The sequence below is a fragment of the Amycolatopsis sp. NPDC047767 genome, from assembly GCF_040704195.1.
Lineage (GTDB): Bacteria > Actinomycetota > Actinomycetes > Mycobacteriales > Pseudonocardiaceae > Amycolatopsis.
The window spans coordinates 17821-32631 of record NZ_JBEYSJ010000043.1; the positions used below are offsets into that span (position 1 = coordinate 17821).

Consider the following 14811-nt stretch of genomic DNA (forward strand, 5'->3'; position numbering starts at 1 on the left):
TCCGTAGGTACCCTCGCGCACCAGCGCCGAACCTACCGTGCGGGGTGGCAGTTAGTCTTCCAAGGTGTCGAAGTTCCCGACCGTGCTGAAGCGCCTGGTGCTCGGACGTCCGTTCCGTAGCGACAGCCTCGGCCACACGCTCCTGCCCAAGCGCATCGCGCTGCCGATCTTCGCGTCGGACGCGCTCTCCAGCGTCGCGTACGCGCCGGAGGAGATCTTCCTGACCCTGAGCTTCGCCGGGCTGTCGGCGTACGCGTTCGCGCCGTGGATCGGGGTGGCCGTGGCGCTGGTCATGCTGACGGTCGTGGCGTCGTACCGGCAGAACGTGCACGCCTACCCGAGCGGTGGCGGTGACTACGAGGTCGCCGGCACCAACCTGGGCAGCAAGTTCGGGCTCACCGTGGCCAGCGCGCTGCTCGTGGACTACGTGATGACCGTCGCAGTGTCCACTTCGTCCGGTGTGGCCAACATCGGCTCGGCCATCCCGTGGGTCGCCGAGCACAAGGTGATCACCGCCGTGGTGATCGTCGCGGTGCTGACCGCGCTGAACCTGCGCGGAGTGCGCGAATCGGGCAAAGCCTTCGCAATCCCCGTCTACGGCTTCATCATCGGCATCCTGGTCATGGTCGGGTGGGGGTTGATCGAAGCCGCGACCGGCACGACGATGCGGGCCGAGAGCGCGGGCTTCACACTGCACTCCGAGGGCACGTGGACGGGCTTCGCGTTCGTCTTCCTGATCCTGCGGTCGTTCTCCTCCGGCGCCGCGGCGCTGACCGGGGTCGAGGCGATCAGCAACGGCGTGCCGGCGTTCCGGAAGCCGAAGTCGAAGAACGCGGCCACCACGCTGCTGCTGATGGGCGTGCTCGCGGTGGTCATGCTCATCGGCATCATCACGCTCGCCGTGATCACCAAGGTGAACTTCGCCGACAATCCGGCCGAGCAGTTGCAGGGCGCTCCGGCGGGGTACCAGCAGAAGACGATCGTGACGCAGATCGCCCAGGCCGTGTTCGCCAGCTTCCCGCCGGCGTTCTACTACATTTCCTTCGCCACCGGCATCATCCTGCTGCTGGCGGCCAACACGGCCTTCAACGGTTTCCCGGTGCTCGGCTCGATCCTCGCGCAGGACCGGTACCTGCCGCGGCAGCTGCACACGCGCGGCGACCGGCTGGCGTTCTCCAACGGCATCCTGTTCCTCGCGATCTTCGCGCTGGTGCTGATCATCGCGTTCGACGCGGAGGTCACGCGGCTCATCCAGCTCTACATCGTCGGTGTGTTCGTGTCGTTCACGATCAGCCAGACCGGCATGGTCCGGCACTGGAACCGCCTGCTGGCCAAGGAAACCGACGGCGCGGTGCGGCGGCGGATGCGGCGCTCGCAGACGGTGAACGCGATCGGCCTCACGATGACCGGCACCGTGCTGATCATCGTGCTGATCACCAAGTTCCTCCTCGGTGCGTGGATCGCGATCGCCGCCATGGTGGCGATTTTCGCGTTGATGACGGCGATCCGGAAGCACTACGACCGCGTGGCCGAAGAGCTGAAGGAACTCGGCGACACCCCGACGGTGCTGCCCTCGCGCAACCACGCGATCGTGCTGGTGTCCAAACTGCACCGGCCGACGCTGCGCGCCCTGGCCTACGCCAAGGCGATGCGGCCCGACGTGCTCGAGGCCGTGACCGTGAACGTCGACGACGCCGACACCCGCCGGCTCACCGCCGAGTGGGAGGCGCACAAGTTCAAGGTGCCGCTGAAGGTCGTCGAGTCGCCCTACCGGGAAATCACGAAGCCGGTGCTGGACTACGTGAAGCGCGTGCGCGGCGACAACCCGCGCAACGTGGTCACCGTGTTCATCCCGGAGTACGTGGTGGGCCACTGGTGGGAGCAGGTGCTGCACAACCAGAGTGCGTTGCGGCTCAAGGGAAGGCTGCTGTTCCAGCCGGGTGTCATCGTCGCGAGTGTGCCGTGGCAGCTGGAGTCCTCGGCGAAGGCAGCCGAGCGCGAACGCCGGGCCCGCCCCGCGGCCGGCGACGTGCGACGTGGGTTCGCGGCGAGCGCCGGTGGTGTCGCGAAGCCCGTGGAAACCCCCAAACCGGCCAAGGAAACTGCTGAATGACGGAGAATTGGCTCGGCCGCGTGCTCGAGCTCGAGATCGGCCCGGTCGCCCACGGCGGCCACTGCGTGTCGCGTGTGGACGGACGGGTGGTGTTCGTGCGCCACGGGTTGCCGGGCGAGCGCGTGCGCGCCGAGGTGACCGAGGACAAGGGCGGTTCGTTCTGCCGGGCGGACGCGGTGGAGGTGCTCGAGGCGTCGGAGCATCGCGTCACGCCGCCGTGCCCGCTGGCCGCCCCGGGCGGCTGCGGGGGCTGCGACTGGCAGCACGCCGACCCCGCGTACCAGCGTTCGCTGAAGGCGGCCGTGGTCGCCGAACAGCTGGAGCGCCTCGCGGGCATCACGCGTGACGTCGTGGTCGAGCCGCTCGACGGCGGCCCGCTCGGCTGGCGCAGCCGCGTGCGGCTCGTGGCCGGCCGCGACGGCCGCGCCGGGCTGCGCGCGCACCACAGCCACCGCGTCGTCGCGCTCGACGACTGCCCGATCGCGGTGCCGGGCACGCTCGACGTCGCGCTGGCCAAGCGCTGGCGCCCGGGCACCGAACTGGAGACCACCACTGACGGCGACGGGCACACGCACCTGCGCGAGCTCTCCACCGTCCACGGCCGCACCAAGTCCCGCCAGCTGTCCGGCGGCCTCGCCGTGCAACACGCGGCCGGCCGCGACTGGCGCCTTGACGCCCACGGCTTCTGGCAGGTGCACCCCTTCGCGGCCGACACGTTCGCCCAGCTCGTACGCGAGTGGGCCGAGGCCCCGCGCGGCGGCGTGGCGTGGGACCTCTACGCCGGCGTCGGCCTGTTCGCGTCGGTGCTGGCCGACCAGGTCGGACCGGACGGGCACGTGCTCGCCGTGGAGTCCGGCCGCCAGGCGGTGACCGACGGCCGGCGCAACCTCGCCGACCTGCCTCAGGTCTCGTGGCGCGCCGGCCGCGTCGAACACGCCCTCGAAGACGCCCCGAAGCCCGTCGACGTGGTCGTCCTCGACCCCCCGCGCAAGGGCGCCGGCCGCGCCGTGGTGGACGCCATCGCGGCGGGCTCGCCCGACCGCATCGTGTACGTCGCCTGCGATCCCGCCGCCCTCGCGCGCGACCTGGCGACCTTCGCCGACCACGGGTACTCCCTCACGGACCTGCGGGCGTTCGACGCTTTCCCGATGACCCACCACGTGGAGTGCGTCGCCCTCCTGCAGTAATTTGGCCCCGGCTCCGCCGGGGCGTGCGAGATCGCCTTTGAGCCGGCGATCTCGCGCTGTGGTGGCGTTGGCGGGCTCAGGCTTTGATCGCGCCGGAGATCTTGGGCACGACCTGTTGCAGGCCGTAGGGCACGCTGAGTGCCGAGGGGAACGCCAGGGCGATCGCCGTCGTGATGTCGAGGGCGACGTACGAGCCGCGGCGCACGGCGGGGAGTTGCCGGAACAGTGGCAGCGCCTCGGTTTCTGCGCGGCTGCCGGGTGTGGTGTAGGTGAGCACGAGGACGTCGGCGTCGATGAGGTCCAGGCGTTCCGGGCTGATCTGCGAGCGGCCCGGGATGGAGGTCTGGGGCAGCGACGTCACCTTCGGCGACAGCACGAGCCCCAGCTGCGCGAAGAACAGGGCGGACGCGTCCTGCGCGCTGCTGATCGTGGTGATCGTTCCGTCGCCGGTGACCGGGCCGATGGTGAACGTGCGGCCCGCGAAGCTCGGGTTGGCGTCCTTCGCGGCCTTGATCTGGGCCTCGACGTCGGTCACGAGCTTCTCGGCTTCCGGCGAGCGGCCCAGTGCCGTGGCGACGCGGCGGGTGGTGACCTGCCAGGTGTCCTTGTTGTAGCCGGACGCGGACGACAGCGTCGGGGCGATCGCGCTGAGCGTCTTGTAGTCCTGGGCCAACGTGGACCGGTCGGTGCCGAGGATCAGGTCGGGCTTGAGCGCGGCGATGCGCTCGAACGGCAGCTGCGTGTCGGCGAACAGCTCCGGCGGGTGGGTGCCCGCCTTCGCCTTGAGCCACGGCGACATCCCGCCGGGCAGGAACTTGCCCAGATCCGGCGTGATGAGCGGGACGACACCGAGCGCGACGGCCGCGTCGGAGTCGCGGTACTGGCCCACCGACACCACGCGCTGCGGCGGCCGGGGGATCGTCGTGGTGCCCTCGACACCCTTCACGTCGACCGGGAAGCCGGGCGCGGCCGGACCGCTCGCGGCGGGCGTCTCCCCGGAGCTCGAACAAGCCGCCAGGGCCAGCCCCGCGGACACCCCCACCGCGGCTTTGAGCGCACCACGCCGTCCCACCAGGCCAGAAGTCATGCGGGCGATATTAGGTAAGCATTGCCTACTTTGGCAACGGCGTCAGCGTCTCTTCGTGGCGAAACCCGCTACGAGCCCCGTCACGGTCAGCAGCAGGCCGACGCCCAGGATCAGCCACGCGCCCAGCGCCGGACCGATGCGCGCGGCCGGGAGCTGATCGACGTAGGCCGGCAGCGTCCGCACGAGGTAGCGCACGGCGATACCGACGATGACGAGCCCCGGCAGCGTCGCGAACGCCAGCGGCTCGTCGCTGTGCCGCCGCAGCGTGATCCAGGCGAGCGCGAAGGCCGCCGCCAACGCGACCGCGCAGACGAGCCGCAGCGCCACGCTCAGTTCGGGGCTGGGCACGTCGCCGGGCACCCGGTCGGACAGAAAGTGCGCCGTCGGCAGCACGAGGGCCACGCCGCCCGCCACCGCCCCGGCGGCCACCAGCACCGCCCGCGTCCCGCGCAGCGACCGACCGCTCACGACACCTCCACCAGGCCCGGGAACCCGAGTGTACGGGCGCCGTGACCGGTTCCACTGCGTCCGGACGGACGCTTGTGGACGGTGCCCGCTCACCGGAAACCCGGCCGGCGTGGTGTTCCTCGCCGCTCAGCCGCGGTCTTGCTTGATCAGGTCCGCACACTTCTCGCCGATGGCCATCGTGGTGATGCACGGGTTCACCGTCACCAGGAACGGCATCACCGACGCGTCCGCCACCCGCAGGCCCTCGACGCCGCGCACGCGCAGGCGGGCGTCGAGCACGGCGTCCGGGTCGCCGTCCGGGCCCATCCGGGCGGTGCACGCGGGGTGGTAGACGGTGTTGTGGGTCTTGCGCAGGTAGTCGGCGATCTCGTCGTCGCTCACGCAGTCGCGGCCCGGTGAGAGCTCGACGCCGGCCCACTCGTCCAGCGCCGGCTGCGCGGCGATCTCGCGGGCCAGCTTCACGCCGTGGGTCATCACGCGCAGGTCGTGCTCGTCGGTGAAGTAACGCGGGTCCACGCGGGGCTTGTCGCGGAAGTCGCGCGTGCGCAGGCGGACGGTGCCGCGTGAACGGCTGCGCGTGACGTTCGGCGTGAGGCAGAAGCCGTTCTCCGTGGTCGGGTAGCCGTGGCGCAGCGTGTTCATGTCGAAGGGCACCGAGCCGTAGTGGAACATCAGGTCCGGCCGGTCCAGACCTTCCTCGGTGGTCGTGAAGATGCCGATCTCCCACCACTGCGTGGACTCGGTGACCATCGGCTGCAGCGCGTCCCACTGCACCAGGCCCTCGGGGTGGTCCTCCAGGTTCGAGCCGACGCCGGGGGAGTCCACGAGCACGTCCACGCCCACCTCGCGCAGGTGCCCGGCGGGCCCGATGCCCGAGAGCATCAGCAGCTTCGGCGTGTCGATCGCGCCGGAGCTCACGATCACCTCGCGCCGCGCGGTCACGGTCGTGTGGTGGATCAGGTCGGGGTGCTGCAGCTCGACGCCGGTGCAGCGGCGGCCGTCGAACAGCAGCCGCTTGGCCCGCGCGCCGGTGCGCACCTCCAGGTTCTCGCGCTTGTCCAGGATCGGGTGCAGGTACGACACCGAGGCCGAGGACCGCACGCCGTCCTCGCGCGCGTTGATCTGGAACCAGTTCGCGCCGTGGGTCACCGTCTTGCCGGAGTTGAACTCCGTGGTCGGGATGCCCGCCTGCGCGCACGCGGCCAGCATCGCGACACCCGCGGGGTCGCGCGGCGGCACGGACCGGATCGTGACGGGCCCGGAGCGGCCGTGGTGCTCGCCGGGGCCGTCGTTGGTCTCGAGCCGTTGGTACAGCGGGAAGATGTCCGCGGCCGACCAGCCCGGCAGGCCGAGCGACGCCCACTCGTCGAGGTCTTCGGCCGGTGCCCAGAACGCGATGCACGAGTTGTGCGAAGAACACCCGCCGAGCACTCGCGCGCGGGCCTGACGAAGGAACGAGTTGCCGGCTTCCTGCGGCTCCACCGGGTAGTCCCAGTCGTAGCCGGATTCCAGCAGTGCCATCCAGTTCGTCAGCTCGAGCACGGCGGCGTCGTCCACATCGGACGGTCCGGCCTCCAGCAGGCAGACGGTGACGTCCGGGTCCTCCGAAAGTCTCGCCGCCACCACCGAACCCGCCGTGCCGCCGCCGACCACCACGTAGTCGAACTCGTTCACCTGGACTCCTCCTTCTGAGACGACGGCACGGAAGCGTGGCCGGCGAGCACCCCGATGCGGTGGCGTTGAACGAACCAGTAGTAGGCGAACCCGCCGGCCGCGAACACGCCGACGAAGAGCACCGAGCTCCAGCGCAGGTACCAGTGGAACGGCGGGGACGCGTTGTAGATCTCCGTGCGCGGCCAGGCGAGGTTCACCGTCATCCCGATGCCCCACAGCACCGCGAGCACGTTCACCGGCAGGCCCCAGCGCCCGAGCGAGAACCGGCCCGGCGGGCAGTCCTTGCGCGGCCAGCCGCCGCGCAGGCGCTTGATCAGCATCGGGACCGTCACGAGCAGGTAGGCCAGGTAGATCAGGATGATCGCCAGGCTCGTGACCGCCGAGAAGATCTGCGCCGAGTTGATGTTCACCAGCAGCAGCGCGATCGCGATCACGCCGATCACGATCGCGGGCAGCACCGGCGTGCCGGTCTTCTTGCTCACGCGCGCCAGGCGAGAGCCACCGGGCAGCGCGTTGTCGCGCGCCATGGCGAACGCGATGCGGATCGCCGCCGTGTGCACGGCGAGTACACACACCGTGATCGCGATGAACACCACGAACAGGAAGATCCGCCCGATCGCCGGGCCGAGCGCGTCGGTGAGCACGAACTGCAGGCCGACCGTGCCGAGCTCGGGCGCGTGGATGTCGCCGACGGCCATGAGCGCGAACAGGATGATCAGCCCGCCGAGCAGGAACGACGCCACCAGCGCCCGCATGATGGCCTTCGGGGCGTTGCGGTGCGGGTCCACCGACTCCTCGCCGAGCGAGGCCGCCGTGTCGAACCCGTACATCACGTAGGACGACGCGATGGCCGCGATGAGGAACGCACCGAGGTAGCCGCCCGCGTGTCCGGCGCCCGTGCCGTTCGTCTCCGTGACCACGCCGGGGCCGCGCACGAAGTGGAACGCCAGGAACACCACCAGCAGCACCGCGAACAGCAGCTCGATGAACACGCCGGCGCTGTTGATGCGGGCCATCAGCTTCACGCCGAACGCGTTGACCAGCGTGGTGAACACGATCAGGCAGGTGGCCAGCAGCACGCCGTTGGCCGCGTCGCTGGAGCCCGAGCCGTCGCCGATGAACTGGAAGAACGACGTGATCTGCGGCAGCGTCCGCTGGTAGGCCAGCGCCGTCGCCGAGATGGACACGATCGAGGCCAGCAGCATCATCCAGCCCGCCAGCCACGCCACGTGCCCGTTGCCGAGCTTTTTCGCCCAGTTGTAGACCGACCCGGCCACCGGGTACTGCGCGGCCAGCTCCGCGAAGCTCAGCGCCACCATGAGCTGCCCGGCGAACACCATCGGCCACGACCACCAGTACGCCGGGCCGCCCTGGGAAATCCCCAGGTAGGAGAGCTGGAACACGCCCGTGAGCACCGAGATGTAGCTGATGCCGGCGGCGAAGGTGTGGAAGCTGCCCAGCGTTCTCTTGAGCTGGTTGGTGTAGCCGAACTCGCCGAGTTCCTGATCGCTGGTGTCCGCGTTGCCACGGCCGCCGGTGTCGGTGCTCACGGGCACTGGTCCTTTCGGTGGTTCTCGATCGGACTAGGGCTTGAGGGCGCTTTTTCAGCGCACGGGTGTCAGCCGGCGAACCACTTCTGCGGGCCGGGACGCAGGTTCTGGTAGATGTGCTTGGCCTCCGTGTACTCGGCCAGGCCCGTCGGGCCCAGCTCGCGGCCGAAGCCGGACTGCTTGTAGCCGCCCCACTCGGCCTGCGGCAGGTACGGGTGGTAATCGTTGATCCAGACCGTGCCGTGGCGCAGGCGGTTGGCCACGCGCTGCGCCTTCGCGGCGTCATTGGTGAACACGCCGCCGGCCAGCCCGTAGTGGGTGTCGTTCGCGATGCGCACGGCGTCGTCCTCGTCGGTGAAGGTCTCGACCGTGAGCACCGGTCCGAACGACTCCTCCACCACGGCGTGGCTGCCTTGTGCGACGTTGTCGAGGATCGTCGGCAGGTAGTAGAAACCGTTCCGCAGCTCGGGGTCGTCGGGCCGCTTGCCGCCGGTGCGCAGCACGGCGCCCTCGGCCAGGGCCGTGGCGACGTAGCGCTCGACCTTTTCACGGTGGGCGGCCGAGATCAGCGGGCCGGTCTCGGCGTGCTCGTCGAACGGCCCGCCGAGGCGGATCCGCTCGGCGCGGCGCACCAGCTCGTCGACGAACTCGTCGTGCCACTCGCGCTGCACGATGAGCCGCGCGCCCGCGGAGCAGACCTGGCCGGAGTGCAGGAAGACGGCCGTGAGCGCGTAGTCCACGGCGGTCTCGAAGTCGGCGTCGGCGAACACCACGTTGGGGTTCTTGCCGCCGAGCTCCAGGGCCACCTTTTTCACCGTCGCGGCGGCGTTGGCGGCGATCACGCGGCCGGTGGCCAGACCACCGGTGAACGAGACCAGGTCCACGTCCGGGTGCTCCGAAAGCGGCGCGCCGGCTTCCGGGCCCGCGCCGAGCACCAGGTTGGCGACGCCGCCGGGCAGGCCCGCCTCGGTGAGCAGCTTCATGAGCAGGATCGACGTGTGCGGCGTCAGCTCGCTGGGCTTGAGCACGAGCGTGTTGCCCGCGGCCAGCGCGGGCGCGACCTTCCAGATGGTCTGGAGCAGCGGGTAGTTCCACGGCGTGATGAGCCCGCACACGCCCACCGGTTCGTGCACGATCCGGCTGAACGCGTCGGCGCTGCCGGTGTCGACCACGCGGCCCGCGTCGTTGGCCGCGAGCTTGCCGAAGTAGCGCAGGCAGGCGGCGATGTCGGCCATGTCGTAGCGGCTCTCGACCAGGCGTTTGCCGGTGTCGAGCGACTCGGCGCGGGCGAAGGTCTCGGCGTCGCGGTCGAGCAGGTCGGCCGTGCGCAGCAGAAGGTCACCGCGTTGGGCGGCGGGTGTCGAGGGCCACGGGCCGGTGTCGAACGCGCGCCGGGCGGCGGCGATGGCGGCCTCGGTGTCCTCGCGCGTGGCCTCGGCCACCTCGGCGACGAGCGAGCCGTCGGCGGGGCACCGGATTTCGCGCCGGCCACCCGCCTTCGCGTCCACCCATTCGCCGCCGATGTACAAGTCCGCCATGAGGTCCTCTCGATCTTGGTCCGGTTCGGATTATCGGGGCCACTCGCGGTAGCCGCGACTTGGCCGAAGACTCCATGTTCACACCCGACCGTGGAGTTGCGCGGGGCCCCGGCGTGTGATCCGGGACGCGGGCGGCGCGGCGGTGGTGGCGCGGATCCGTAGACTGGCCCGAACTGGCGGGAGCGAAGGGAACCAGGCGAGGTGGAGCTGTGACGATGCTGGACTCCGTGCACGGACCGGCGGACCTGAAGCGCATGAGCGTCGAGGACCTCGACGAGCTGGCCGCCGAGATCAGGGATTTCCTCGTCGAGAAGGTGCGGAGGTCCGGGGGTCACCTCGGTCCGAACCTGGGTGTCGTGGAGCTCACGCTCGCGCTGCACCGGGTGTTCGACTCGCCACGCGACGCGATCGTGTGGGACGTCGGTCACCAGGCGTACGTGCACAAGATCGTGACGGGCCGGCACACCGAGTTCGACAAGCTGCGCCAGCTCGGCGGGCCGACCGGGTACCCGTCGCGCGCCGAGAGTGAGCACGACCTGGTGGAGAACAGCCACGCGTCCACCGCGCTGTCCTATGTGGACGGCCTGGCGAAGGCGTTCGAGCTGTCCGGCGGCGCCCCGCGCCACGCCGTGGCGGTGGTCGGCGACGGCGCGCTGACCGGCGGCATGTGCTGGGAGGCGCTCAACAACATCGCGGCGAACCGGGACCGGCCGGTCGTGATCGTGATCAACGACAACGGCCGTTCCTACTCGCCGACCATCGGCGGGCTCGCCGACCACCTCGCGGCGCTGCGCCTGCAGCCCGGCTACGAGCGCCTGCTCGACGGCGGGCGCGAGATCCTGCGCAACACCCCCGTGGTGGGCAAGCCGATCTACGCCGCGTTGCACGCAGCGAAGGCCGGCATCAAGGACGCGCTGAGCCCGCAGGTGATGTTCTCCGACCTGGGCCTGAAGTACCTCGGCCCGGTCGACGGCCACGACCTGGTGGCGCTGGAGAAGGCGTTGCAGAGCGCCCGCGCGTTCGGCGGCGCCGTGATCGTGCACGTCGTCACCGAGAAGGGCCACGGCTACGCGCCCGCGGTGAACCACCAGGCCGACCAGATGCACCAGACCGACCCGATCGACCCGGAGACCGGCCTGCCGCCGGTGAAGGGCCCCAGCTGGACCGGCGTGTTCGGCGACGAGCTGGCGAAGATCGGCGCCGAGCGCGAGGACGTGGTGGCGATCACCGCGGCGATGCTGCGGTCCACCGGCCTGGAGAAGTTCTCCGAGAAGTTCCCGGACCGCTGGTTCGACGTCGGCATCGCCGAGCAGCACGCCGTGACGTCGGCGGCGGGCCTGGCGATGGGCGGCTTCCACCCGGTGGTGGCGGTCTACTCCACGTTCCTCAACCGCGCGTTCGACCAGGTCCTGATGGACGTCGCCCTGCACCGCCAGCCGGTGACGTTCGTGCTCGACCGCGCCGGCATCACCGGTCCCGACGGCCCCAGCCACCACGGCATGTGGGACCTGTCGCTGCTCGGCATGGTGCCCGGCATGCGCGTGGCCGCGCCCCGCGACCCGGGCACGCTGCGCGAGGAGCTGCGCGAGGCCGTGGCCATCTCCGACGGCCCCACCGCCCTGCGCTTCTCGAAGGGCACCGTCGGCGCCGACCTGCCCGCCGTCGAACGCCTCGGCACGGTCGACGTGCTGCGCCGCCCACGCGAGTCCTGCACCCCGGACGTGCTGCTGGTCGCCGTCGGCTCGTTCGGCAAGCTGGGCCTCGCGGCCGCCGACCGCCTGGCCGACCAGGGCATCGGCGTCACGGTCGTCGACCCGCGCTGGGTCGTCCCCGTCCCGGCCGAACTGGTCGCCCTCGCGGACCAGCACAAGCTCGTGGTGACCGTCGAAGACAGCGGCCGCCACGGCGGCTTCGGCTCCGCCCTGGCCGCAGTCCTCCGCGACGCCGACTGCGACGTCCCGCTGCGCGACCTGGCCGTCCCGCAGACCTTCCACGAACACGGCTCGCGCGACGAGGTCCTGGACCGCGTCGGACTCACCGCGCAGGACGTGGCGCGCCGGATCACGGAGTGGGCGTCGGGCCGGTTGGGCGTGGCGCAGGATGTACCGGCGGAGAATCCGCGGGGCTGAGTTTCTCGTTTTCACCACGGCGGGTCTCTTTGTGAAGAGGCCCGCCGTTTTGTTGTCGTCATGACAAACGGTTCGCCTCCCGGTCGCGCGAAACCCAAGCCGCCCGGGCGACGTCGCGCGTCCACACCGAGGACGCGAGCCCGTACGGCACGCCGTTGGCCAGCTCCACAGCCTGCTCTTCGGAATCGAACGCCTGCACGGTGATCACCGGCGCGAACACCTCCTCCTGCACCAGTGAGCTGCGCGCGGCTGTCGAGCGGGCCGTAGTCCACCCCGGACACCCGCGCGGCGGCCACCTTGGTCAGCCCGGCGACGAACTCGTCGTGCACGTCCGCGTGCACCAGCACCCGGCTGCCATCGCTTTGTCGACTTCGGACTGTCCGGAGAGGACGCTCGTGCCGAGCGCCTCCCCGGTGGCCGGGTCGGTGAGGGTGAGCGTGTCCTAGGCCGCACCAAAAGCGCCGTCGGCGAAGTTCAGGACGTGGGTCACAGCTTCTCCAGGTGGGTCGGGGCGAACATCTTCAGCACGGCCGGCAGCAGGACCACCGACGGTCCCGGCGTGCGCAGGGCCTTCGCCACGTCCGCGCCCACCGAGCCGAGCGTGGACCGCACGGCCGGAACCCCGAACGACTCCGCCAGCGCCGCGAAGTCGGGCCGCGCCAGTTCGGTCGCGGTGGTCTCGCCGAACGCGCCGGTGAGGTACTCGCGCAGGATGCCGTAGCCGCCGTCGTCGATCACGAGCCATGTGACGTCGAGACCGTGCTGTTTGGCGGTGGCCAGCTCGGCCAGGCCGTACATCGCGCCGCCGTCGCCGGAGACGGCCAGCGTGGGGATGCCGGTCGCGGCCGCGCCGAGCGCGCCGGGCAGCCCGTAACCGAGGCCGCCCGCACCCTGCGCGGTGTGGATCGGCGCGCCGTCCGGCTGCCACGCCGACCACGCCCAGTAGGCGGCGATCGTCATGTCCCAGAACGTCTGCGCACCCTGCGGCACCGCAGCGCGGAGATCGTCGACGAGCTTGCGTTCCGTGGCCAGGTCCTGACTGTCCAATCGCGACTCGACGCGCGCGAGCAAATCGGCCACGGCGGCTTCGGCACGCCCGTCCGCGGTCCGCGCCGGAAGGTCCAGCGCCCCCAGGAACAGCCGCACGTCGGCGTGGAGGCCCAGCGCGGGATAGTTCGACTCCAGCTTCCCGAGGTCGGCCTCCACCTGGATCACCCGCCCGCGCGGCGCGAACTCGCGGTAGTTGCTCGACAGCTCACCGAGCCCCGACCCGAGCACCAGCAGCACGTCCGCGCCGGCCAGGAACTCCGTGGTGTGCCAGTCCTCCAGCCACGAGCGCGCGGACAGCTCGTGATCCCACGGGAACACGCCCTTGCCGCCGAACGTCGACACCACCGGCGCCCGCAGCGCTTCGGCTACCGCAAGAAGCTCCGCCTGCGCACCCGACCGCAGCGCTCCGCCGCCGGCGAGAATCACGGGGTTCTCCGCCGCGGCCAGCAGCTTCGACGCTTCCGCCGCCAGCTCCGGCAACGGTTCCAGCAGCACCGGCGTCGCGGTCACGTCGCGCAGGGGCGGCAAGGAGGCCGGCGCCAGCAGCACGTCCTGCGGGATCTCCACCCACACCGGCCCGTACGGCGCGGTCGCCGCCGCCGTCCACGCTTCCCGCAGCGCCGTCGGGATCTGGCTGACGCTCCGCACCACGTGCACTGATTTCACGACGTCGCGGAAACTCGCCTGCTGGTCGGGCAGCTCGTGCAGGTATCCGTGCCGCCCGCCGCCGAGCCCGGCGGCGGGGATCTGGCTGGAGATCCCGAGCACCGGCACCGACGCGGCCCGCGACTCCTGCAGCGAAGCCAGCGTCAGCAAGGCACCCGGGCCCGTCGACACGATCATCGGCGTGACCGGAATCGGGCCTCCCGAAACGGCGGCCAGCCGGGCGCGGGCGAACCCGTCGGCGGCGAACGCGAGGTTGTTCTCCACCCGCGAGCTCACCACGCGCACGTCGTCCGCGCGCCGCAGCGCCTCGAACAGCCCCAGCGCGTGCTGGCCCGGCAGCCCGAACACCGTGTCCGCGCCGAGCGCGCGCAGCGTCTCGACGACGACGTCGCCCCCGATGCGCGTCATTCGCTCTTCCCCAGCGCCAGCAGGCTCACGAGGTCGTAGGCCACGTGCGAGGCGGCGATGGCCGTGATCTCGGCGTGGTCGTAGGCCGGGGACAGCTCGACGACGTCGGCGCCCACCAGGTGCAGGTCGCGCAGCCCGCGCAGGATCTCCAGCAGCTCGCGGCTCGTCATCCCGCCCGCCTCGGGCGTGCCGGTGCCGGGCGCGTGCGCGGGATCGAGCACGTCGATGTCCACCGAGACGTACAGCGGCCGGTCGCCGATCCGCTGGCGCAGCGCGTCGACGGTCTCGTCGATGCCCCGGCGCAGCACGTCGCCGGAGGTGACGATGCCGAAGCCGAGCCGGCGATCCTCCTCCAGGTCGCGCTTGCCGTACAGCGGTCCGCGCGTGCCGACGTGCGAAAGCGCTGCGGTGTCGAGGATTCCTTCCTCGACGGCGCGGCGGAACGGCGTGCCGTGCGTGTAGGGCTCGCCGAAGTAGGTGTCCCACGTGTCGAGGTGCGCGTCGAAGTGCAGCAGCGCGACGGGGCCGTGCTTCTTCGCCGTGGCGCGCAGCAGCGGCAACGCGATGGTGTGGTCGCCGCCGACCGTCACCAGCCTCGTGCCGCCGGCCATGAGCGCTTCGGCGTCCTGCTGCACCTTCTCGATGGCTTCGCCGATGTGGAACGGGTTCGCCGCGATGTCCCCCGCGTCCACGACCTGCCGCTCGGCGAACGGCGACACGTCCAGCGCCGGGTGGTACGGCCGCAGCAGCCGGCTCGCCTCGCGCACGGCGGCGGGGCCGAAGCGCGCGCCCGGCCGGTAGGACACGCCGGAGTCGAACGGGACGCCGACCACGGCGACGTCGGCGTGGTCCACCTCGTCGATCCGCGGCAGCCGCGCGAAGGTCGCGAAGCCGGCGAAGCGCGGGACGCGCGACGAGTCGAGCGGGCCGATCGGGGGCAG

General features: G+C 71.2%; 10 protein-coding genes and 1 pseudogene. 3 read left to right on the plus strand and 8 right to left on the minus strand.

Annotated features, from left to right (window positions below):
- Nucleotides 1-64: 64 nt before the first annotated feature.
- Together AB0878_RS43440 and AB0878_RS43445 are read left to right on the plus strand one after the other, a co-directional pair.
- Nucleotides 65-2113: an APC family permease gene (locus AB0878_RS43440; protein WP_366588028.1), complete on the plus strand. Its 2049-nt coding sequence runs from the start codon at nucleotides 65-67 to the stop codon at nucleotides 2111-2113.
- On the plus strand, nucleotides 2110-3300 hold the full coding sequence (locus AB0878_RS43445) for a class I SAM-dependent RNA methyltransferase (protein ID WP_366588031.1): 1191 nt from the start codon (nucleotides 2110-2112) through the stop codon (nucleotides 3298-3300). Before AB0878_RS43440 ends, AB0878_RS43445 begins: the two co-directional genes overlap by 4 nt.
- 76 nt (nucleotides 3301-3376) lie before the next feature.
- Here AB0878_RS43445 and AB0878_RS43450 read toward each other — a convergent pair whose 3' ends face one another.
- The 5 genes from AB0878_RS43450 to AB0878_RS43470 all read right to left on the minus strand — a co-directional run bounded on the left by AB0878_RS43450 (nucleotide 3377) and on the right by AB0878_RS43470 (nucleotide 9617).
- Nucleotides 3377-4387: an iron-siderophore ABC transporter substrate-binding protein gene (locus AB0878_RS43450; protein WP_366588033.1), complete on the minus strand. Its 1011-nt coding sequence runs from the start codon at nucleotides 4385-4387 to the stop codon at nucleotides 3377-3379.
- Nucleotides 4388-4429: 42 nt separating this feature from the next.
- Entirely contained in the window at nucleotides 4430-4855 is a 426-nt protein-coding gene (locus AB0878_RS43455; protein ID WP_366588035.1) for a hypothetical protein, read from the minus strand.
- Nucleotides 4856-4981: 126 nt separating this feature from the next.
- Complete coding sequence (locus AB0878_RS43460) at nucleotides 4982-6529, minus strand: GMC oxidoreductase (protein WP_366588038.1); 1548 nt, start codon at nucleotides 6527-6529, stop codon at nucleotides 4982-4984.
- On the minus strand, nucleotides 6526-8079 hold the full coding sequence (locus AB0878_RS43465) for an amino acid permease (RefSeq protein WP_366588040.1): 1554 nt from the start codon (nucleotides 8077-8079) through the stop codon (nucleotides 6526-6528). Before AB0878_RS43465 ends, AB0878_RS43460 begins: the two co-directional genes overlap by 4 nt.
- Before the next feature lie 68 nt (nucleotides 8080-8147).
- On the minus strand, nucleotides 8148-9617 hold the full coding sequence (locus AB0878_RS43470) for an aldehyde dehydrogenase family protein (protein WP_366588043.1): 1470 nt from the start codon (nucleotides 9615-9617) through the stop codon (nucleotides 8148-8150).
- Between the two features lie 209 nt (nucleotides 9618-9826).
- On the opposite strand from AB0878_RS43470, the gene dxs reads away from it, so the two are divergent.
- Complete coding sequence (gene dxs / locus AB0878_RS43475; RefSeq protein WP_366588045.1) at nucleotides 9827-11746, plus strand: 1-deoxy-D-xylulose-5-phosphate synthase; 1920 nt, start codon at nucleotides 9827-9829, stop codon at nucleotides 11744-11746.
- Between the two features lie 76 nt (nucleotides 11747-11822).
- Here the strand turns inward: dxs and AB0878_RS43480 are convergent.
- The 3 genes and pseudogenes from AB0878_RS43480 to speB form a co-directional block, all read right to left on the minus strand.
- A pseudogene (locus AB0878_RS43480) lies at nucleotides 11823-12102 on the minus strand (aldehyde dehydrogenase family protein); the annotation flags it as partial.
- Nucleotides 12103-12232: 130 nt separating this feature from the next.
- Complete coding sequence (locus AB0878_RS43485; protein WP_366588047.1) at nucleotides 12233-13870, minus strand: thiamine pyrophosphate-binding protein; 1638 nt, start codon at nucleotides 13868-13870, stop codon at nucleotides 12233-12235.
- On the minus strand, nucleotides 13867-14811 hold the full coding sequence (speB, locus tag AB0878_RS43490) for an agmatinase (protein ID WP_366588137.1): 945 nt from the start codon (nucleotides 14809-14811) through the stop codon (nucleotides 13867-13869). The genes AB0878_RS43485 and speB overlap by 4 nt, the downstream gene beginning before the upstream one ends.